General features: G+C 61.9%; 16 protein-coding genes. 3 read left to right on the top strand and 13 right to left on the bottom strand.

The window, feature by feature from the left end; all coding sequences use genetic code 11:
• Positions 1-2: 2 nt before the first annotated feature.
• The 13 genes from FIV38_RS05255 to tssA form a co-directional block, all read right to left on the bottom strand.
• Positions 3-4,364, bottom strand: a complete 4,362-nt coding sequence (locus tag FIV38_RS05255) for an RHS repeat-associated core domain-containing protein (RefSeq protein WP_092232169.1) — start codon at positions 4,362-4,364, stop codon at positions 3-5.
• Positions 4,365-4,376: 12 nt separating this feature from the next.
• Positions 4,377-4,811 carry a DcrB-related protein gene (locus tag FIV38_RS05250; protein WP_029289896.1) on the bottom strand — a complete coding sequence of 145 codons (435 nt, stop codon included), beginning with the start codon at positions 4,809-4,811 and terminating at the stop codon, positions 4,377-4,379.
• Positions 4,812-4,826: 15 nt separating this feature from the next.
• Positions 4,827-6,767: a type VI secretion system Vgr family protein gene (locus FIV38_RS05245; protein ID WP_092232166.1), complete on the bottom strand. Its 1,941-nt coding sequence runs from the start codon at positions 6,765-6,767 to the stop codon at positions 4,827-4,829.
• A 156-nt stretch (positions 6,768-6,923) separates the two neighbouring features.
• A complete protein-coding gene (gene tssH, locus FIV38_RS05240) occupies positions 6,924-9,587 on the bottom strand; it encodes a type VI secretion system ATPase TssH (protein ID WP_092232163.1) in 2,664 nt (887 codons plus the stop codon).
• Positions 9,580-10,623, bottom strand: coding sequence for a type VI secretion system baseplate subunit TssG (gene tssG / locus FIV38_RS05235; RefSeq protein WP_029289890.1), 1,044 nt, complete (start codon positions 10,621-10,623; stop codon positions 9,580-9,582). The genes tssH and tssG overlap by 8 nt, the downstream gene beginning before the upstream one ends.
• A complete protein-coding gene (tssF, locus tag FIV38_RS05230) occupies positions 10,587-12,443 on the bottom strand; it encodes a type VI secretion system baseplate subunit TssF (RefSeq protein ID WP_029289888.1) in 1,857 nt (618 codons plus the stop codon). The genes tssG and tssF overlap by 37 nt, the downstream gene beginning before the upstream one ends.
• Positions 12,440-12,955: a type VI secretion system baseplate subunit TssE gene (gene tssE / locus FIV38_RS05225; RefSeq protein ID WP_029289885.1), complete on the bottom strand. Its 516-nt coding sequence runs from the start codon at positions 12,953-12,955 to the stop codon at positions 12,440-12,442. Before tssE ends, tssF begins: the two co-directional genes overlap by 4 nt.
• The gene (locus FIV38_RS05220) at positions 12,949-13,374 is read right to left on the bottom strand and encodes a hypothetical protein (protein WP_029289883.1); all 426 of its coding nucleotides are present in this window, start codon (positions 13,372-13,374) and stop codon (positions 12,949-12,951) included. Before FIV38_RS05220 ends, tssE begins: the two co-directional genes overlap by 7 nt.
• Positions 13,374-13,826: a type VI secretion system amidase effector protein Tae4 gene (locus tag FIV38_RS05215; RefSeq protein ID WP_092232160.1), complete on the bottom strand. Its 453-nt coding sequence runs from the start codon at positions 13,824-13,826 to the stop codon at positions 13,374-13,376. Before FIV38_RS05215 ends, FIV38_RS05220 begins: the two co-directional genes overlap by 1 nt.
• A gap of 80 nt (positions 13,827-13,906) precedes the next feature.
• Entirely contained in the window at positions 13,907-14,395 is a 489-nt protein-coding gene (locus FIV38_RS05210; protein WP_029289879.1) for an Hcp family type VI secretion system effector, read from the bottom strand.
• Positions 14,396-14,570: 175 nt separating this feature from the next.
• On the bottom strand, positions 14,571-16,067 hold the full coding sequence (tssC, locus tag FIV38_RS05200) for a type VI secretion system contractile sheath large subunit (RefSeq protein ID WP_029289877.1): 1,497 nt from the start codon (positions 16,065-16,067) through the stop codon (positions 14,571-14,573).
• Positions 16,068-16,069: 2 nt separating this feature from the next.
• The gene (tssB, locus tag FIV38_RS05195) at positions 16,070-16,576 is read right to left on the bottom strand and encodes a type VI secretion system contractile sheath small subunit (RefSeq protein WP_010207547.1); all 507 of its coding nucleotides are present in this window, start codon (positions 16,574-16,576) and stop codon (positions 16,070-16,072) included.
• Between the two features lie 54 nt (positions 16,577-16,630).
• Positions 16,631-17,650 carry a type VI secretion system protein TssA gene (gene tssA, locus FIV38_RS05190; protein WP_092232157.1) on the bottom strand — a complete coding sequence of 340 codons (1,020 nt, stop codon included), beginning with the start codon at positions 17,648-17,650 and terminating at the stop codon, positions 16,631-16,633.
• A 402-nt stretch (positions 17,651-18,052) separates the two neighbouring features.
• Between tssA and tagH the strand changes: the two genes are divergently transcribed.
• Genes tagH through tssK form a run of 3 tightly spaced genes read left to right on the top strand, consistent with a single transcriptional unit; the run spans position 18,053 to position 21,281 of the window.
• Positions 18,053-19,381 carry a type VI secretion system-associated FHA domain protein TagH gene (gene tagH, locus FIV38_RS05185; RefSeq protein WP_092232154.1) on the top strand — a complete coding sequence of 443 codons (1,329 nt, stop codon included), beginning with the start codon at positions 18,053-18,055 and terminating at the stop codon, positions 19,379-19,381.
• Between the two features lie 43 nt (positions 19,382-19,424).
• On the top strand, positions 19,425-19,928 hold the full coding sequence (gene tssJ / locus FIV38_RS05180; RefSeq protein WP_092232151.1) for a type VI secretion system lipoprotein TssJ: 504 nt from the start codon (positions 19,425-19,427) through the stop codon (positions 19,926-19,928).
• Positions 19,929-19,946: 18 nt separating this feature from the next.
• On the top strand, positions 19,947-21,281 hold the full coding sequence (gene tssK, locus FIV38_RS05175; protein ID WP_070994066.1) for a type VI secretion system baseplate subunit TssK: 1,335 nt from the start codon (positions 19,947-19,949) through the stop codon (positions 21,279-21,281).
• Positions 21,282-21,285: the final 4 nt, after the last annotated feature.

The raw sequence follows: 21,285 nt of genomic DNA, 5'->3' as shown, positions 1-21,285 counted from the left end.
CTCTAACCTGTAATATCAATGCGGACCATTGTGCCATCGGCGCGCTTAATGTTGACGTGTGGTAGTTCACCGTGGCCTGTACCTTTCGGATCGTCGTGACCATAAACGCGACCTGTTTCTTTATTAATGGGATAATCTTTTCTATATCGTACTTTTCCATCTCTCTTTTTGAATTGGTCCATCTTGTTTTTCTTTCTTATACCTTGGGCGTCTTGCGATCCTATGCCTCTGACTTTTTGGCTGTTTGGAAATGCTTCTTTCAATAACTCGTTCGCTTCTTTTTTAGTTTTCACTTTCACGACGGTTTTTTGAGGGCCGTTACGCAGGGCGTCCACTTTCTTGGCGCAGGCTGCCAGCCCCAAGGGATCTGACCACATGAATGGGTTGGGTGAGTAGGCATAGGTGTTTAATCCTCCCGCCAACCCAATCGGATCCGGCGTAGTAAACCGCCCCACATCCGGATCATAAAACCTGAACGTATTGAAATGCAGCCCCGTCTCCCGATCCAGGTACTGCCCCTGAAACCGCAGGTTCTGCTCTTCAATAAAGTACGGTTCCCGCACCTCCTCCACGGTATTGCCCCACACCCGATAAGTCGCCTGCCACAGGGTGTGCCCGTCGGCCTCGGTCAGTTGCTCCGGCAGGCCGCTGAGATCGTTGTGGTAATAGCGAATTTTTTGCAGCGCCCCGATTCCGTCAACGCGGGCCAGGGGTTGGTAGCCTTCGTCTTCATAGAGGTACAGGCTGGTTTGGCTGTGTTTATGCTCCTGTAACAGACGCAAGCCGTCCCACATGAACTGGGTTTCGCTCAGCGGATAACCATTGCTGCCATGTTCGGTCTTGCCGATGCGCCGGCCCAGTGGGTCGTAGGCCATCCGCACCACGCTGCCGCCTTCATTGCGCACTTCAATCAGCCGGCTTTCGGCGTCGTACGCAAAGTGTTGTACGCCACGGGCGCCGCTGCGTTTTTCGATCATTCGGCCAAAGGCATCGTAGCGGTAGCGCTTGTCCTGATAGGTCAGCAGTTTGTTGTGTACCACCAGCCCGGCCCCGGACTGGGGGCCGTCCAGCAGGTTTGCCGCCGCGTCGTAGGCGAAGGTTTCGCGCTGGCCGTGCAGGCTGTCCTGGCTTGCGATGATGCGACCGGTGGCGTCGTAGTGCAGGAGTTGGCGATGTTGCGCGCTGGGCTGTTGATCGAGTTTGCCGATCAGGTTGTCGGCGGGGTCGTATTCAAAGTGCTTCTGTATCGCCGCCGGTATCAACGCCGGCTGGCTGGTGTGACGGCGTTGGCGGGCGCGCAGGCGGCCGCTGCGGTCGTACTCGCTGCGGGTGCTGATCTGGCCTTGGGTGCGCAGCACTTCGCGGTGCAGGCGGTCGCGCTCGAAATCACTGATGACCTGGCCGTCGAGGTTGATCTGATGCAGATGGCCGCTGCCGTAGTACAGGCGGTTGAGCCAGCGGCCGTCCGGCAGTTGGCTCTGGATCAGGTTGCCGAGTTCGTCGTAGTGGTGCTGCAACTCGCCGGCCGGACTGCGCTCGGCGAGCAATTGGCCTACTGCGTCATAGGCAAAGCTCAAGGCTTGGGCATTGCCCTGCAGGTCGGTGAAGGACACGTCCGTAAGCTGGTCCAATGGATCGTAGGTGTAGTCCGTGCGGCCATCGTCAGTGGTTTTGGCAATCAATCGGCCAACGGCATCGCGCTCCAGTCGATGCACGATAGGGGCGGGCGGCGTCTCGGGAACCACGGCCAGGCCCGTACCATAAGGCGCCGCAAGGGCGGTCACAGTGGTGACGTTGTCCAGGCGGTCGTAGCTGTAACGCTTGGCGCTGCCGTCCAGGTCTTGCTGTTCCGTCAACCGATCCCCGTCATCCCAGGCAAACCGATAACGTTCTCCGTTCTCGTTGATCAGCGCTTGCAGCCGACCAAAGCTGTCATAGCCGAACTGCACCTGCCGGCCATGGGCATCGGTGCGTTGGCGCACCTGGCCGCGGCGGTTGTGTTGATAGCGCGTGGTGTGACCGGCCGGGTCGGTGTAGGCCGTCAGTTGGCCGCTGATATCTCGCTGGTACTGCTCGCTACGGCCGTCGGGTAACTGGCTGCTGAGCAAGCGGCCTTGGGCGTCGTAGTGGAACTGGGTACGTTCGCCGAGGGCGTCGGTGATGACTTGCAAAAAGCCCTGCTCGTTGTAGCTGAACCGGGTCGGGTACCCCGAGCAGTCAATGTGCTCGAGCAGTTGCCCGAACGGGTTCCAGCGCAGTTTTTTGCTTTTGCCCGTGGCATCGATGATCTCCACGACCTGGCCGTGGGCGTCATAGCGATAGCGGGTGACGTGGCCCAGCGGGTCGATGGCGACGGTGCAGTTACCGCGGTGATCATAGCGGTAGCGCCAACTGTTGCCGGCGGCGTCGGTTTGCACCAACGGCAGGGCCCAGTGTTCCAGCCACAACGTCGAGTCGCTGCGCCCCAGGGGGTCGGTTTCGCCGATGAGGTTGCCGGCCTCGTCGTAGCTGTATTCATAGCGGCCACCCTGTGGGTCGGTGGCGTTGAGCAATTGGCGCTCGTCGTTCCATTCGAACAACCAGGTCTGGCCGAGGTTGTCGCTGTAGCGGGTGACCTGGTGCTGGCTGTTCCAGTGCCGCGTGCTGACACGCTGCAAGCTGTCGGTAATGCGTGTGGTGCCGGCCTGCAAGTCATAGTCGAACCGGTAGGCATCGCCTTCATTGGTCCAATGCTTGACCACGCGCCATTCCAGGCCATCGATCAGGGCCCACTCATAAAAGCAGTGCAAGCCGCTGGGCAACTGGTGTTCCACCATGCGCTGCCCGGTGTCGTAGGCAAAGCGCCGTTGCACCTGGCCGCTGGCATCGCGTACCTCGGCCAGGTTGCCCATGGCGTCGTAGCCGTAGCTGGCGAGTACTTCGCGGCGTTGATCGGGGTACACGCGCTCGAGGCGGGCCACGTGGAGCGGGTCGCGGATCAGTTCGACCTGCACCAGATCAAACGTGTCGCGTAGCCGCACCAGGCGTCCTGCGTCGTCATAATCAAGGTAGATACGGTTGTCGTTGCGGTCACCCAGTTGGCTCAGGCGCAGCCGCGACGGGGTTGCCGGGGTGGGCTCGAACAGGCGATACACACCGTCGTCGCTTTCAATCAGTAACGGCCCATCGCGGTGGCGCCGTACAGCAAGCCCTTCACCGGCACTGAACACTGCGCCGCCCAAGGGGATGGCGCCCATATCGATGGGCCGGCCCTGTTCGTCGGTATAGACCAGGGTGTCGCCGCCTTCGGGATGGGGCTGGATTTCGACGCACACTTCATACGGCACGCTCCAGCCCGTGCCGAACAGGCTGCAACGGCGTTCGTCGCGACTGTTGTAGAAGCGCTGCCAATCGATCGGCAACAGGCCGGGCAGGACGAAATCCAGTTCCTGGTCATCGCCCAGCACCTTGGCGCCGGTAGCCGCATGCACCGGGTTCGAGGAACCCATGGCCGCGTTGGCCGCTGCGCCCATGGCGCTGCTGACGGCCATCGACGCGGCACCGCCCGCCAGCATGCAAGGTAGTTTGCTGAAAAACTTGCCCTTGCCACCTTTGAGCATCAGCAGCACCGTGACTGCCAGCCCGACCCCCGGGGTCTTGCCGCTGCGAATCTCGCGCACCACCACGGAACCGCCGCCAATGGTGACGTTGGAGGAGATCAGCCCGGAGGACACCACCTTCGCATCGCAGGTGCTGCGGTCGCCGCTGCGCACGGCGGGCTGGCCGTTGATGGTCACCTTGTCCGAGCCTTCGGCCATGAACTGCGGCGGCATCGGTGGGTGCTTCATGCAAAGCACCAGGTCTTCCAGCTTGGTCTCCGTGCCTGGCGCAGGCGAAGCCACGGTGGGGCGCCACATCTGTGAGAAGAACTCACCCGCCATGTCCAAGTAGCTGGCTTCTTCTTCCGGCGCCGGCGTTTCCAGCTCGGTACCGGCCGGTGCCACATGGGAAACAACCGCCCCGGCCGCGCGGGCGGCGGGGATGTTATTGGTGAGCGTGTTGACGGAGCCGGTGAGGATATTGGCCTGCACCGTCGGAGGGAACAGGGCGTTGCCGATGCCCTCGCATAAATTGCTCAGGCCCTTGTCGGCCCCGCTCTTGCTCATCGCAAGGCCCACGACCACGCCGACCACCGCGCCCAGCAGGAAGCACCCCAAACCGCCCGTGACAACGGTGATCCCGGTGGCGGCCACCACCGCCGCCGTAGCCAGTGCGGTAATCGCGATGTTCGCCGCCACCTCCAGCACGCCGCCGAGAATGTCGGCCATCATCGAGGTGTGTTCCATCGCATCGCCCAGGCGTGCGGCCCATAACGCGTCAGACATGCAAGATGCCCATCACGCAGGCACGTCGAACGACAGCGAATTTTTGATAGTCGCCCAGTGCGCCGCTTCGGCATCGCCGAGCTTGTCGGCTTTCACATAGCTCAAGGCGAGCATCTTGCGCGTACCCGGCAACACCAGGGCGAGTTGATACTGGAACACCTTGTCATTGCCCTTGCTGAACTGGCTGCGCAACTCGATCCCTTCAACCTCCTGGGCAGCACCCAGGCGCACGGGCACGCTGGGCAGGCAGCGCAAGTCCTGCACCTGTTTTTCCAGGCGCTTGAGCTGGTCGTCGAAGTTGCTGTGCAAGGTTTCGCCTTGCGCCAGCAAGCTGCGGCTGACGATCAGTGAAGTCCCCAGCTCCGGGAACTTGAGGATATTGATCGTTGCGTCCTGCAGCTCGCCGGCGGGCAGTTGGAACTGGAATTCGTTGATGCGATACGTCATGGCAAACAGGTCTCGTCAGGAACTTTTGGGCGTGGGGAACGCGGCTTTGATGTTGGCGTCGATGCTGGTTTTTATGCCCTGGCCATCCGGTGTGGCGCCAGGCCCGCCGCCGTTGTTGAGGTGCAGCACGCCGCCGGTGTTGAACTCGGCGTCGCCGCTGGCATAGAAGCTGATTTGCACGCCAGTGAGGTTGATCTGCCCGCTGGCGTTCAGCTCGAGGATGCTTTGCCCACACACCAGGCGCAGGTTTTCGCCGACCTCGACGACATAACTCTGGCTGATGCTGTCGGTCTTCTTCTGGCCCACCGAGAGCACGTCTTCCTGCTTGACGATGCGCAGGCGGTTGTTGCCAATGGTCACCGTCTCGTTGTGCCCGATGCTCTTGTTGCGGTCATGCCCCACCGAGTGGCTTTCATCCACCTCCACCACAATGTCCTGATTGCGCTCGGCATGGATGTACAACTGCTCCAGGCCCTTCTTGTCCTCCATGCGGATTTCATTGAAGTTCGCCGGGCTGCCGCCCTTGCTGGAGCGGCTTTTCATCCCGCTTTGGGTGGCGTTTTCCGGCAGGTCGTAGGGCACCGTCTGTTCGGCGTTGTACACCCGGCCGGTAATGATCGGGCGGTCCGGGTCGCCTTCGAGGAAGCTGACAATCACTTCCTGGCCGATGCGTGGGATCTGCATCGAGCCCCAGTTCTTACCGGCCCAGGATTGCGACACGCGAATCCAGCAGGAGCTGTTTTCGTTGGACTGGTCGTGGCGGTCCCAATAGAAATGCACCTTCACCCGGCCATACTGGTCGGTCCAGATTTCCTCGCCCTTGGGCCCGACCACCAGCGCGGTCTGCGGGCCTTTGACGATAGGGCGATGGGTGTTGGCCAGTGGGCGGAAGCTCTGTTGTGCGTCGATGCAGGTCAGGCTGCTGTCGAACTGCGCCGACGCCGCGCCGCCGCCGGATTCCAGGCGTTCCTGGGTGATGTAGTAGCGCGCGGCAAGAATCAGGTATTCGCGGTTCTGGTCGCGGCGGCTGAAGCCGGTGAGGCTGAACAGATGACCAGAACCCAGGCCCCGTGCATTGCCGCTGAACTCCACTTGTTCGTGCAGGGTTTTCAGGGCTTCGATGCGGGTACGTGCGTAGTGTTCGCCGTCTTCGCTTTTGACGTAGGTGCCGGGGTAGTCGTACAGCGGGTAGTCGCCGGCGGTGTGCGGGCGCGGCATGGCCGAGCGCACGTCGATGCTGGCGCTGGGGCGCTGGAAGTCGTAGTCGTTGAGCTCAAGGGAACCCGGCTGGACTTGCTGCGCCAGGTGCCAGTTGTGCATATGGTCGCGTTCGCGCTGCTGCTCGTCCTTGGGGTAGTAGGGCACCGAGGTGTAGCCGGGCACCGTGGTGTGGGCGCCATAGGCATCGGCCAGCACCAGCACATGGCGATCCTGCTCGTGACGGAAGAAGTAGTAGATGCCTTCCTGTTCCATCAGGCGGCTGACGAAGTCGAAGCTGGTCTCGCGGTACTGCACGCAGTATTCCCACTCGCGATACGGCCGGCTCAGGGCGTCTTCGAAGTCGGAAAACCCGAGGTCGCGAAACACCTGCTTGATGATCTGCGGGATGCTCAGGTTCTGGAAAATCCGGCAGTCGGAGGTACGGCTCAGCAGCCACAGCCACGGGCGCAGCGTCACCTGGTAACTGGCGAACTGGCCTTGGTCGATGTTCTGGCTGCAGCGCGCGACGATCCCATGGAAATACCGCTCGCCACCGTCCGCCAGTTGCAGACCGACGCTCATCGGCTTGCCCAGCAACTGGTTGAGGTCGATGTTGGCGTCCAACGAGTTCAGTTGCAGCTCGTAGCTGAACAGCCGCCCCAGCTCTTCGCCGCCGCCCATTTCATTGAGCAGCAGCACATCCGGCCCCAGGGGGCTGGTGATCTTGGCCAGGCGTGAGGCTTGGTTGAAAAGCATGGGTAGTCCCGTAAATGTCTTAATAACTGAAGAAACCGAATCCAATGTGGGAGCGGGCTTGCTCGCGAATGCGGTGTATCAGTTGATACATCCGGTGACTGACTCACCGCATTCGCGAGCAAGCCCGCTCCCACATTTGGATAGCACTTCGTCAGGTTATTCGGTGTCGCTGAACTGGTAGTGCAATTCGTTGTCCCGGCTGCCGATCCGCACCCCCGCCAGCGCCTTGCCTTCGAGCATGCGTGTGAGGAACTCGCGGCTCATGTCCGGCAGCAGGCTGTTGGTGAGGATGGTGTCGATCATCCGCCCGCCACTTTCGGTTTCGGTGCAGCGCGAGACAATCAGGTCGATCACCGTGTCGTCGTAATCGAACGCGACTTTGTGGGTGTTCTCCACGCGCTTCTTGATGCGGTCCAGCTGCAGGCGGGTAATCGCCTTGAGCATCACATCGCTGAGCGGGTAATACGGAATCGTCACCAGGCGCCCGAGCAGGGCCGGTGGGAAGATCTCCAGCAGCGGTTGGCGCAGGGCCTTGGCGATGTCTTCCGGGTCGGGCACGTTTGCCGGGTCTTTGCAGACGTGGGAAATCAGCTCGGTGCCGGCGTTGGTGGTGAGTAGGATCAAGGTGTTCTTGAAGTCGATCACCCGGCCTTCGCCGTCCTCCATCACGCCCTTGTCGAACACCTGGAAGAAAATCTCATGCACGTCCGGGTGGGCTTTTTCCACCTCATCCAGCAGCACCACGCTGTAGGGTTTGCGCCGCACGGCTTCGGTCAGCACGCCGCCTTCGCCATAGCCGATATAGCCCGGTGGCGCGCCCTTGAGGGTGGACACGGTATGGGCTTCCTGGAACTCGCTCATGTTGATGGTGATCACGTTCTGCTCGCCGCCGTACATGGCTTCGGCCAGGGCCAGGGCGGTTTCGGTCTTGCCCACGCCCGAGGTGCCGGCCAGCATGAACACGCCAATCGGCTTGCTTGGGTTGTCGAGGCCGGCGCGGGAGGTCTGGATGCGCTTGGCGATCATCTGCAAGGCGTGGTCCTGGCCGATGATGCGTTTTTTCAGGTGCTGGTCGAGGTTGAGCACCGTCTCCAGTTCGTTGCGCGCCATGCGGCCTACCGGGATCCCGGTCCAGTCGGCGACCACCGAGGCTACGGCCTGGTAATCCACGGTTGGCAGAATCAACGGGGTTTCACCCTGCAGGGCACTGAGGCGCTGTTGCAGGTCCACCAGTTTTGCGCGCAACTCGTCGTTGCCGCTGTCGACAACGCCGGCTTTCTCGCGCAGGGTCGCGCGGGTAGCGAGCAACTCGTCCACCAGGGTTTTTTCTTCGGCCCAGCGGCTTTCCAGGCTAGCCAGGCGCTCGCGTTCTGCACTCAACAAGGCTTCGCTGTTGCTTTGGCGTGCGCCAATGGCGATGCCGATGGCATGCTCGCGGGCGATGATTTGCAGCTCGGTTTCCAGGGCTTCGATGCGGCGACGGCTGTCATCCACTTCTGCCGGCACCGCGTGCAGGCTGATGGCGACGCGGGCGCAAGCGGTGTCCAGCAGGCTCACGGATTTATCCGGCAACTGGCGCGCCGGGATATAGCGGTGGGACAGCTTGACCGAGGCTTCCAGGGCTTCATCGAGGATCTGCACCTGGTGGTGCTTTTCCATGGTCGAGGCCACGCCGCGCATCATCAGCAGCGCCTTGTCCTCCGACGGCTCGGCCACTTGCACCACCTGGAAGCGGCGGGTCAGCGCCGGGTCTTTCTCGATATGCTTCTTGTACTCGGCCCAGGTGGTGGCGGCCACGGTGCGCAAGGTGCCACGGGCCAGGGCCGGCTTGAGCAGGTTGGCCGCATCACCGGTGCCGGCGGCGCCCCCGGCACCTACCAGGGTGTGGGCTTCGTCGATAAACAGGATGATCGGTTTTGGCGACGCCTGGACGTCTTCGATGACCTGGCGCAGGCGCTGTTCGAATTCGCCTTTCATGCTGGCGCCGGCTTGCAGCAGGCCCACATCCAGGCTGCGCAGCTCCACGTCCTTGAGCGCTGGCGGCACGTCGCCGGCAACGATGCGCAGGGCAAAGCCTTCGACCACGGCGGTCTTGCCCACCCCGGCTTCACCGGTGAGGATCGGGTTGTTCTGGCGCCGACGCATCAGGATGTCCACCAGTTGGCGGATCTCTTCGTCACGCCCCACGATCGGGTCGAGCTTGCCGCTACGCGCCTGTTCGGTCAGGTCCACGGTGAAACGCTTGAGGGCTTCCTGCTTGCCCATGGCACTGGGGGCCATGGCGCCGCTGGCTTCGCCCGGCACGGCACCGGCATTGAAACCATCGCTGGCGCTCAGGGCGTTTTCCGGCGAATCACCGACATATTCATCAAAGCGCTCGCTCAGGGCCTCGGCCTTGATCTTGTCGAACTCGGACGACAAGCCCAGCAGTGCATGCCGCAGGCTCGGCGTCTTCAAAATGCCCAGCACCAGGTAGCCGGTGCGCACCTGGCTTTCGCCAAACATCAGGCTGCCGTATACCCAGCCGCGTTCCACGGCTTCTTCCACATGGGACGACAGGTCGGTGATCGACGTCGAGCCACGGGGCAGGCGGTCCAGGGCTTCGGTGAGGTCTCGGGCCAGCCGTGCCGGCTCGATGTTGAATTGGCGGATGATGCGATGCAGGTCAGAGTTCTGCAGTTGCAGCAACTGGTGAAACCAGTGGGCCAGTTCCACGTAGGGGTTACCACGCAATTTGCAGAACACCGTGGCGGCTTCGATGGCCTTGTAGGCCACGCTGTTGAGTTTACCGAACAGCGCGGCGCGACTGATTTCACCCATGCTCTGGATTCCTTGAGGTGGTGGCTTGATCGGCGTAATGCCGGGCCAGGATTAGGTCGTTGGCGTCTTGCCCGGGTTGGCCGAGCCAGGTGTTGAAACCCAACCGGAACTGCCCGTTGAGTTGCAACGGCGGCACTTGCGGTTGTTGAAGAATCAGGTTCAGGTCCCAGTCCAGTTCATGGCCCAGGTATTCGGTGACCCAGGCCACCAGCTCATTGAACGGCTGGCTGCCGGGCAACATGCCCATGTAGTCGTCGAGCGTCAGGGGGCCGAGGCGGATACGGAATTTGTGCTGGCGGTCCCACACATGGCTGCCCAGGCAAAAATCCACGCCCAATTGATTGGCACTCACGCTGACCCGGCTGCGCTCGGGCAGCTCCAGCCATTGGCCGACGTACTCTTCAATCTCCACCGGCAAGCCGAAATACTCGCTGAGAATTGCCTTCAAACCGTCCGGGTAGCGGGTTTGCGCCGAGAGGTGGCCGCTGTAGTGCAGTTTTGCGGTATCGGGGATCAGGCCCTGGTCGAGGAGGCTGGGCATACCGCGGCCGCTGAGCGCCGCCAGGCGTGCGGACCAGTAATCATCGTCGGGGCGGTCGTGGCTGACGGTCGGCCGCGCTTCGGCCCAGGCCCGATAAAACAGGGTCAACAGGCGGTGGTGGAATACATCCAGGAAGCGCTTGCTGGTGCTGTCGGCGTTGTTGCGCTGGCGTTCGCGCACGTATTCGGTGATGTGCAGCGGCAGCGGCCCATTGGGGCCGCCGAGGCCGAAAAAGAACTGCTCCAGGCGCGCTGGCGTGCCGTCGCCGCCGGGGTTCACCGACGCCAGGGTGGCCGGGGCGAAGGTGCAGTCAGCCTGTTGCCCGAGGCGCAACGGGTCATCGGCCAGGCGCAGAGAATGCCCCAGGCGCGGCAGCTGGGGCGATTCGCACTCGATACGGCGCAGCGCCTGGAAGAAGTCATATTCCCAGGGCTCCTGATGCATCGCATCCAGGGTACTCACAGGGTCGGACGCCGTCCGGGCTTGGCTTTCCATCGCATGATCTCGCCGCGTTCGGTGGTACGAATCACCGTCTCGGTAAAACTGTTGATCGACACGTAACGCGCCAGGAATCGTTCCAACACTGCACCGAGCAGGAATACACCGGTGCCGCGGAACGCGTTTTCATCAAATTCCAGGGTGATTTCCAGGCCACGGCCAAACACGATCGGGCCGGGCATCGGCAGGCGCCGTGTCACCGCTTTGCTGCTGACCTCGCGCAGGCCCTCGATCTGCAATTGCAGGGCGGCGTCGTTGCTGTCGCCATACAGGCGCAGCAGTTCACGCAACGCCGCGGCACCCTGGCCTTCGCTCAGGGACAGGTAGTTGAGCGACAACTGGCTGATCAGGCGCCAGGCCTTGGCGTCATGGGCGTGGCTGGCGCGCGGGCGGCTGGGTCCGGCGACGCAGCGCACCGCCAGCACCGGGGCACTGTCGGCCAGGGTGAAGTCGGTCTTGCCGTTGCCCACGCTCATGAACAGTGGCAGATCGCGGTTGGTGCACAACGCGGTCACGCCCAATTGGCGCAGGTCGTGGCGGTAGGGCGCTTGCTGGCTGTCCACCAGGCTGACAAAGGTCTCGCTGCCCACATACGTGGAGCGCGGGCCATTGCGCCGCTGGTCGCTGGACAGCACCCGCGGCTCGCGGCGCACGCTGTAGTAACTCTGGTCGCGGCCGTAGCGCGACGGATCACGCACGGCGTAGAACGGCAAAAAGGGTTGCTCCGGCCCGGTGCCGTGGCCGGTGATGGCGCTGAGGGAGTGGATCTCGAAGTCCATGGGCCGGGTGCGGTCGGCAATCACATGGTGTTCGTTGACCCGCTCGGACAAGTGAATCCGGTCCACCCGCTTGGGGAACAGGTTGATCGCCGGGGTGCAGAAGGGCACGAACTGCGCGGCGCCAACACTGCCTTCCAGGCTGGGATCGTGGCGGTCGAACAGCACGATCAGCTCCAGTTCCTGGCCATCGCAGCGTTGTACGGCGCGGCTCAGTTCGGCGAATTCGACGAACAGGTAGCGATGGGGCAGGGCGAAGTATTCCTGCAGCAAGCGGTAACCCTGGAAGGCTCGCGATACCACGGGCATCGCCGCATCGGCGTCGTCGAACCCGCGCGAACGCAGCGCGTCCTGTGGCAGGCGCTCCACCCAGTCACCGCCGGGTTGGCGCGCAAACACCGCGCACACATTACCCAGCAATTGCTCGTAGAGGCGGAACGGCTGCTCATCGGCGCCGCTCAGGTACAGCGGTAGATTGTCCAGGGCCAGGCTGTTGAATGGCAGCTCGGCGCCGGTGCGCAGGGTCAGGCGCAAACCGGCCTTGGCCTTGGGTTCACTGGCGGCCAGGCGCCCGAGCACGGCGGACGGGTTGCCAAAGTAATCGGCCTGGCTGACCTGCAACGGCCACAGCATCACCGGGTGGGCAGTGCGGTACTCGCAGCAGGTCTGGGTTTCGCGGCCCAGGGCTGCGCGCAATACGGTATCGCGGGGCAATGGAAAACCGCTGGTCAGGGAGCCTTCATCGGGGTCGGCCTGCAACTGCACCACGGTCATCGATGGGGTCGGCGCCAGGTAGTGCGGGTAGGCGATTTCCAGCAGGTTATGGGTGAAGGTCGGGTACTCGGCGTCGAGTTTGAGCTGCACCCGGGCGGTGAGATACGCGAAGCCTTCGAGCAGGCGCTCGACGTACGGGTCGGCGCAGTCCATGCCGGACAGGGTCAGCCGACTGGCGATCTTCGGGTATTCCTTGGCGAACTCCGCGGCGCTCTCGCGCACGTGGTGCAGCTCCTGGTTGTACAGCTCCAGCAGGCGCGGGTTCATGGGCGCCTCCGCTGGTCGGCGTTGACCACGCGTACATGGCCAGACTCCAGGTCCAGGTCGGTTTGCAGCAGCAGGCGCAAGGGCACCGGCTGGGCCCACAGGTCGCCTTCGATCTCGAAGCTCAAGGCGTTGTGGTTCATCTCGCCATGGGCCACACGCGCCTTGACCCGCAGGGTGTGGCGCAGGATGCGCGGCTCAAAGGTGGCAATTGCCTGGTAGATCAGGGCTTCCAGAGCATTGATATCGACGCTCGACGCACTGTTGCCCGCCAGGGCCGGCAGGCCGTAATTGATCACTGACGTCCCGGCCGGGGTGTGCAGGGTGGCATCGGCATTGAGCAGCGAGGTGGTATTGAGCAGCCACGCCAGGTCCCGCAGCACCGAGGCTTTGAGCTGGGTCAGGGACAGCACGCGCTTGTCGGCGCTTTCCTTGGGATTGCTCGGCTCGTCGTCGGTCAACCGGTCCAGCAGGGACGGTTGCAGGCGGTCGCGGGTGGCGATTTCGGTTACCACGTAAAGGGCGCTACATACATTTTTTGGTCGCCACCCCAACCGCAGGATGCCGATAGGCTGACCGGTGCCACCTCCAGATGCCCTTGGATTTGGCGAATAGCCTGCATTTTGTTCAGGCAGTCGCGGCTCGGGGCAGGCATGTGCTCAACACGCCAGACTGAAAATATAGGGATACCGTTGAATGTCTCCACGCGCAATTTCTGATGCTCATCCAAGCTGAAGCTGCATGGCCATTCCATATCCAGTTTTGTACGGCTCTGATCAGGTTTGACTAACGTGCACTGACCCTGGTCATCGATCAGTTTGAGGGGCTGGCCAACAAATACAGCCTCGATCGTCGGCGGTTCGGTATGTTCGGCGCATGCGTTCAGACTGATCACGTTCATGGTCAGGCAGAGTGCGAGCAATGGTTTTTTCATTATGTGAGCTCCCAAAACCAGACAGCCCTGGAGCGGGAAAAGAGATCGCCGGTTTTGGTTATCCCTCGGTTCCATAGGTCAATATGATCGCCGGTACGGTTATCCAGGGACTCGCCTGATTGCTGGAAACAATCCTTGAAAAAGATAAGCCCGGTTTTGCTCATCAGTGTGCGGCGGTCTTCGGCGGTATTGCCCAGAATGACGGGTCGTCCTAGGTGCCGTTTCCACAGCCAATTAGCCAATGACTCGGCACCCCTGGCGTGTTCATGTGCACACTTGGGCTCGGTATAGGTGGATTTGTTGACCTTGACGGTCAGCTCGGCGTTGAGCACCAGACTCATGCGGATAGCACACTGATTGGCCCAAGGACCATTGCAAGGGGCTGCGTTTGGATGCGTTACCAAAAGATCGGAATACGCCTTCCACAAATTGATAAACGAAGGTTTGGCCATGACTCAGATACCGAAAAGAGGAAGGTCGAAATTCGAGCAAGCACCAAAACCCCCGGCGCGCTGCGCCAGGGGTCTTCGTATCAACGCTTGGTGTTGGAACGGATATTCCAGCCGAACTTGATCGGGCCGCCGTCCTTGGTGCCGTCGGCTTTCTGCGGCTGGTAGTCGACCATCACCTGGGCAAAGTTCAGGGTGACGTTTTCGGTCAGGCGATCATCGCTGCCCGAGCCGCCGGTGCTCAGGGACGTGATCAGCACTTCTTCAAGGTTGATGATCATGTACTCGACCTGGCTTTCGCCGCCGGCCTTGCGCACGGTCAGCTTGACCTTGTCGATGTGCTTGCCGCTGGCGCAATGCATCATCAGGTTAGGCGAAGCCTTGTCGACGTACTTGGTCAGCGACAGGTCCTGGATATTCACCTTGCCGGCGCCGCCGCCACTGCCAACGTGCATGTTGCCGGACTGGGCCATGCCCCAGCTCCAGTTCAGTACGTCGATTTCGTCCTTGTGGGCCTTGTCCATGGACTCGCCCTTGATGTCGCCGATCTTGATGAAGATATCAACAGCCATGTTTTCTCCCTGTGTGGTCTGAGCCACGATATTTGTTTACGCCGCCGACCCCTGTAGGAGCGAGCTTGCTCGCGAAGGTCGTCAACGGTGACGCGGGCATCCTGGATGAACGCAGCGTCTTCAAGTTTTTCGCGAGCAAGCTCGCTCCTACAGGGAGCGAGCCAGTCCCGATTTTTTACGCGCTTTTTGCCGAAGGCAGTTTCGATACCAGGCGCAGCGACACGGTCAGCCCTTCGAGCTGGTAGTGCGGGCGCAGGTAGAACTTGGAGTTGTAGTACCCCGGGTTGCCCTCGACGTCTTCCACGATCACTTCGGCGGCAGCCAATGGGTGCTGGGCCTTGGTGGTTTCGGTGGAATGCGCAGGATCCCCGTCGACGTAGTTGAGGATCCAGTCCTGCAACCAGCGTTGCATCTCGTCCTTCTCTTTGAAGGAACCGATCTTGTCGCGCACGATGCACTTCAAGTAGTGGGCGAAACGGCAGGTGGCGAACAGGTACGGCAGGCGTGCAGCCAAGTTGGCGTTGGCGGTGGCGTCCGGGTCGTCGTATTCGGCTGGTTTTTGCAACGACTGGGCGCCGATGAACGCGGCGAAGTCGGTGTTTTTCTTGTGCAGCAGCGGCATGAAACCGTTCTTCGCCAGCTCCGCTTCACGGCGGTCGCTGATCGCGATTTCGGTCGGGCACTTCATGTCCACGCCACCGTCATCGGTGGGGAAGGTGTGAGCTGGCAAGTTTTCCACTTCACCGCCGGACTCCACGCCACGGATGCGCGAGCACCAGCCGAAATGCTTGAACGAGCGGTTGATGTTCACCGCCATCGCGTACGCGGCGTTGGCCCAGGTGTACTTGGAGCTGTCGGCGCCGTCGGTGTTTTCTTCGAAGGCGAAGGCTTCCACCGGGTCGGTCTTGGCACCATACGGCAGGCGCGCGAGGAAGCGCGGCATGGTCAGACCGATGTAGCGCGAGTCTTCCGATTCGCGCAGCGAACGCCAGCCAGCGTATTCCGGGGTGGTGAAGATCTTGGTCAGGTCACGTGGGTTCGACAGTTCCTGCCAGGAGCCCATGCCCATCACGGTCGGCGATGCGGCAGCGATGAACGGCGAGTGCATGGCGGCGCAGACTTTCGACAGCTCGCCCAGCAACTCCACGTCAGGAGGCGACTGGTCGAAGTAGTAATCGCCCACCAGGCAACCGTAGGGTTCGCCACCGAACTGGCCGTATTCTTCCTCGTACATCTTCTTGAAGATCGGGCTCTGGTCCCACGCGGTGCCCTTGAATTTCTTCAGGGTCTTGTGCAGGTCAGTCTTGGAGATGTTGAGCACGCGGATCTTCAGCTGCTCATCGCTCTCGGTGTTGTTGACCAGGTAGTGCAGGCCGCGCCAGGCGCTTTCCAGCTGCTGGAAATCCGGGTGATGGATAACCTGGTTGACCTGGGCGGTGAGCTTGGCGTCGATGGCGGCGATGATCGATTCGATCGACTTGATCGCGTCGTTGGATACCAGGTCCGTCTGCGCCAGGGCCTGCTCGGCCAGGGTGCGCACGGCGGTCTCGACGGCTTCGCGGGCACGCTCGGTCTTGGGCTTGAATTCTTGCAGCAGCAGGTTTGCAAACTCGCTGGCTTCTTGGGTGGTACCCAGGTTCTGGGCGCCTTCGCGGGCGGTATTGTCGGTCATGATTACTGGTCCCCAGCAGGTTTGGGCGCGCTCGCAAGGGCCTGCAGCAATGCCGGGTCCTTGATCGCTTTCATGATGATTTCTTCTGCGCCGGTCTTGCCGTCCATGTAGGTCAGCAGGTTGGCCAGTTGGGTACGGGCTTCCAGCAACTGGTTCAGCGAGTCGACCTTGCGCGCCACGGCGGCGGGGCTGAAGTCGTCCATGCTTTCGAAGGTGATATCCAGGCTCAGGTTGCCTTCGCCTGTCAGTTCGTTGGGTACGTGGAATGCCACCCGCGGCTGCATGGCCTTGAGCCGCGAGTCGAAGTTGTCGACGTCCACTTCAAGAAACTTGCGGTCCGCGACCGGCGCCAGAGGCTCGGCGGGCTTGCCGGCGAGGTCGGCCATCACACCCATCACGAAGGGCAGTTGGACCTTTTTCTCGGCGCCGTAAAGCTCGACGTCGTACTCGATCTGCACTCGAGGCGCACGGTTGCGCGCGATGAATTTCTGAGAACTTTGCTTCGCCACGTTGCTGCTCCTGGTCGCTTGAGCGACGGTGTTGTTACTGCAAAGCCTGGCGACTTACTCGCCGTCCGGGCCACGCAGGTTTTCAAATTGGGACATGCCGTCGGGAATCAGATTGCGCACGATGGCCGCAAAATCGGCGTGCACCAGGTTTTTCGCCCGGTTCAACAGTACCGGCAGCGGGCTGGAAGGCTCGTGCCGGGTGTAGTACGCAAGGATCCGGTCCAGGTCGCGCAGCACCTCGTCGCGGCTGGCGATCTCGCCAGCATTGCGGGGGGCTGCAGGGGCGCCAGCGTGTTCGACCGAGGCGTGGCTGTCGTCACTGACCACCTCGGGTTCACGGCTGTCGTCGCTCTGTGCAGTGAACTGGCTGAAAATCTGCAGAGCCTGCTTGAGCGGATGTTTCAGCGCGCCGAGGTCCACGCCCTGGGCGGAACCGACTTGCTCGCTGACGTATTTTTCGATGTTTTCACAGGCCGCACGGGCCTCGACCAGGGCGGCGTGGGTGGCTTGCAACGGCTCCGGGTCGCTGTCGAGGAAGGCGGCGGCCAGTTGCTCGGCACCGATGCTTTCGCCGGGAAAACTTTGCAGGCCGCTGGCATTCAGGGCACCACGCAGGCTCACGGCGCCGAACGCTCGCGAGCGCGTAAGCACGCTTTCGCGCAGCAGGCGGATGTTCGTGTCGCAGGTCAATCCGGCGAGGGCATTGATGCGTACGGTGGGATCGTTGTCGTCATCGGCATCCAGGCGCGGATGCAGGTCGGCCCAGTACTGCTGGAGCAGTTCGCTGATCAGGGTGAGGGCGCTGGCCAGCCCGCCGACGCCTTGCAGGGCGAGGGAGCTTTGCAGCAAAAAATGGGTGATGCGCAGGTCTTTGCTGCGCTGCAGCAAGTCCAGGCTCTGTTGCTGGATGCTGCGCCAGTCTGGGGGCTCGGCGGGCAAAATAGCGTCGCCCATGCTGCGCTCGGGTTGACCCTGGGCAGCACGTTCCAAGTGCAGGAAATCCGCGTCATATTCCAGGTCTTCGCCACACGGCAAAGTCGCGGAAACAGCGGTGAGCAGCAACGGCACATCCACTAAATTCGATCTCCATATCGGCCCTTTAGTCTCGGGCAGTGCATGCGTTAGTTGCGCGGTTTAGTTGCGCAATTTATCGGCATGTTTTCTTGGTCAGGCCAGCACATTGATTTCAATGTGCCACTACTTATCTTCAAGAAGTTGTGCATTTTTGGTGTAGTAGTTATGCGTTGTCAAGGTAAGCTATTCGCCCTGTGTGACAGATGTGCGGTGTTTAACATCCTATGCGACCCGTGGGTCAAAGTAGGCGCTGCCTGAGGATTTTTGTCACATTTGCCGGTTAAGATCAGCGATCATGCTGGTAAAAGCAGGCTTCTAAGGTTGTTTAAAGGATTTGTCGAGACGCGCTTGGGAAAGTATTTCCCTTGGCCGACCGCGCGTGAGGTTCAGCAAGGAGGCAAGATGTCACTGTGTTTGACTATCACTAGTTATCACAAGATCACCCCAGGTCAATGTCCGGAAAAGTCCATGGATAATGGAGTGATGGCTATTGGCCGCTCTAGTGAAAACGACTGGATATTGCCTGATCCAGAACGTTTGGTCTCCGCGCAACATTGCGTTATTCAATACAAAGATGGCCGTTACTATCTAACCGATAACAGTACTAATGGTGTGGAATTGGTTAATGCCGGTATTCGTTTGCGCCGGGGAAACAGCGAGCCATTGCAAGATGGCGAGTTGATCCGGATCGGCGATTACGAGATCCAGGCACGGATTGATTCCGGGGTGAACGTGACAGGCTCCCAGCCTTTCGCCGCCGACGCCTCCAACAGTTTCGAAGCGCTCATGGGCCGCCAGGGTGCGGGGGTAGCCGCGCCGCTGCCAAGCACCCCGGTGATTGCGCCGCAGTTCCAGGGCGCGTCGTCGATGGATACGCTGCCGGACTTGTTCGATTTCCTCACACCAACGGCCGTGCCGCCGCCCAGCCAGCCTGACCATGTGCCGGCCGAGCAGCATGATTTTCGCCCGCCGGTCGCTGTTAACGTGCCTGTGCCCGAGAAGCCGGCGACCCCGGGCTCGGTGATTCCGGAAGACTGGGACCTGCTTGGCGAAACACCTGCGCCGCCGCTCAGCACGCCACCGCCCCTCGCACCGCCTGAACCTCCTGTGGTCGAGCGCTCGCTGCCGCTGGCAGACGCCACCCAGCCCGATTTGCTGCAAGCCTTCCTGCGCGGTGCCGGTCTTGATCACCTGCGCCTGGACAAGGCCCAGGCAGAGGCGCAGATGGAAAGTATCGGCCGCAGCTACCGGCTGATGGTCGAAGGCCTGATCGACGTATTACGTGCGCGCAGCAGCCTCAAGGGCGAGTTCCGCATGCAGCAGACGACGATCCAGCCGGTGGAAAACAATCCGTTGAAATTCGCCCCGAATGCCGACGAAGCGTTACTGCTGCTGCTTCGCCACGGCAACCAAGCGTTTATGGCGCCGGACCTGGCCGTGCGCGACAGTTTCGACGACCTGCGGGCCCACCAACTGGCGGTGATGGCCGGTGTCGAAGCGGCCATCAAACATCTGCTAACACGCTTCGAACCCGCTCAACTGGAAGAGCGCATGGGCAAGCCCGGCGGGCTGTCGAGCCTGTTCAACGGTTCGCGCCAGGCCCAGTACTGGCAACAGTTCACCGAGCTCTACAACAGTATTTCCCGTGAGGCCCAGGAGGATTTCCAGGACCTGTTCGGCCGTGAATTCAGCCGGGCCTATGAAGCACACAGCGCCCGCCAGCGGCGCTGAAACTGGAACAACGGACAGCCACATACGTCATTGAGGACGCAGGATGATTTCCAGGTTTTTACTCGCGGCCGCCGGCCTGTTGCTGCTGACGGCCTGTGCCAAGGATGCTGCGCCGCCCGCGCCAGAGGCACAAATCGACACTGCCAGCGTCGAGCTGCATTTCCATGCCATCAGCGGCCTCAACCCCGGTCACACGGGCCAGCCAGCGCCGGTGCGGGTACGGATTTTCGAATTGAAAAACGCCGCGACCTTCAGTCGTGCCGATTACTTCGCCCTGGCGGATCGCGCCCAGCCGACCCTCGGCCTGGACCTGCTGGACCAGGATGAAGTGGTGATCCAGCCCGGCCAGCAATTGAGCCTGCAGCGCGACCTCGACCCGGCCACCCGGCAGATCGGCCTGCTGGTGGGCTATCGCGAACTGGACCGTGCGCAATGGCGCACGGTACTCAGCGTGCCGCCCCGCCAGGCCAGCGAATACCAGATCAGCCTTGATGTGCGCGCCGTACGTGCGCACCTCAGCGTTGCCCCATCCAGTCCTGCCCAATAAGAAGCAATCGGAGCCCCCATGTCCTGGAACAATCGCGTGGTCTGGTCGGAAGGCATGTTCATCGGAACGCAGCACTTCCAGCAGCATGACCGTTACCTGGAAAACCTGATCGATGCCCGCAGCCGTCCGCTGTCGGCCGGCGCCTGGGGGTTTTGCGAACTGCTGATCGACCAGGGCCTGCTGGCCCAGGGCAAGCTGGCGATTGTCTCGGCCCGTGGCCTGTTGCCCGATGGCACGCCGTTCAATATTCCCCAGGACGACCTGGCGCCGAGCCCGCTGAATATCGACGACAACTTGCGTGACGGCCTGGTGTACCTGGCCTTGCCGCTCAAGCGTGCCGGCGCCCGCGACACGGTAGACGAAGGCGAGCCCCTGGGCGCCGCGCGTTACCTGAGCCAGGTGCGCGAGGTGCGCGATGACAACGCACCTTTCGAAAACCGCGCACCGGTGGCCGTCGGTTCCCGTGCCTTGCGCTTGCTCACCGGCGCCGATGGCATCAGTGACTACGCCGCCATCGGCCTGGTACGCATCAAGGAAAAGCGCGCCGACCGCGCCCTGGTGCTGGATGACAGCTACATCCCGCCGGTGCTCGATGTGGCGGCGAGCAAACCGCTGACGGCTTTTCGCAGTGAACTGCTGGGCCTGCTGCACCAGCGCGGCGAAGCCCTGGCCGGACGCGTGGTGGCGTCGGGTGCCGGTGGCGCTTCAGAGATTGCCGACTTCATGCTGTTGCAACTGGTCAACCGCGCCCAGCCGCTGATCCAGCACCTGAGCCAGTTGAGCCCGCTGCACCCGGAGCGTTTCTTCAGTGAGCTGGTAAGCCTGGCCGGCGAGTTCTCGACGTTCTCCACCTCAGGGCGGCGCCCTGAGGAATACCCGCGCTATCAGCATGACGACCTGGCCCTGAGCTTCGCCCCGGTGATGCAGGCCCTGCGCGAGGCGCTGTCGATGCTGATCGACAGCAAGGCCACGCCTATCCCGATTGTCGAGAAAGCCTACGGCGTGCACGTGGCAATGCTGGCGGATAAAACCCTGATCGACAGCGCCAGCTTCATCCTCGTGGTCCGTGCCGATGTGCCGGGCGAAACCCTGCGTGCGCGCTTCGGCCAGCAGAGCAAGGTCGGCTCGGTGGAGCACATCCGCGACCTGGTCAACCTGCAACTGCCGGGCATCGGCCTGCTGCCGCTGCCGGTGGCGCCACGCCAGATCCCGTATCACGCGGGCTCCACCTACTACGAACTGGACCGCGGCAGCGAACACTGGCAGCAGTTGATCCACTCCGGCGGCTTTGCCTTCCATATCGCCGGGCAGTTCCCGGGCTTGAACCTGGCCTTCTGGGCGATCCGAGGATAATCCG

This window comes from Pseudomonas proteolytica (genome assembly GCF_007858275.1).
In the GTDB taxonomy this organism is placed as follows: domain Bacteria; phylum Pseudomonadota; class Gammaproteobacteria; order Pseudomonadales; family Pseudomonadaceae; genus Aquipseudomonas; species Aquipseudomonas proteolytica.
The sequence above is the reverse complement of the archived record's forward strand: the minus strand, read 5'-3'. Positions and strand labels throughout refer to the sequence as shown.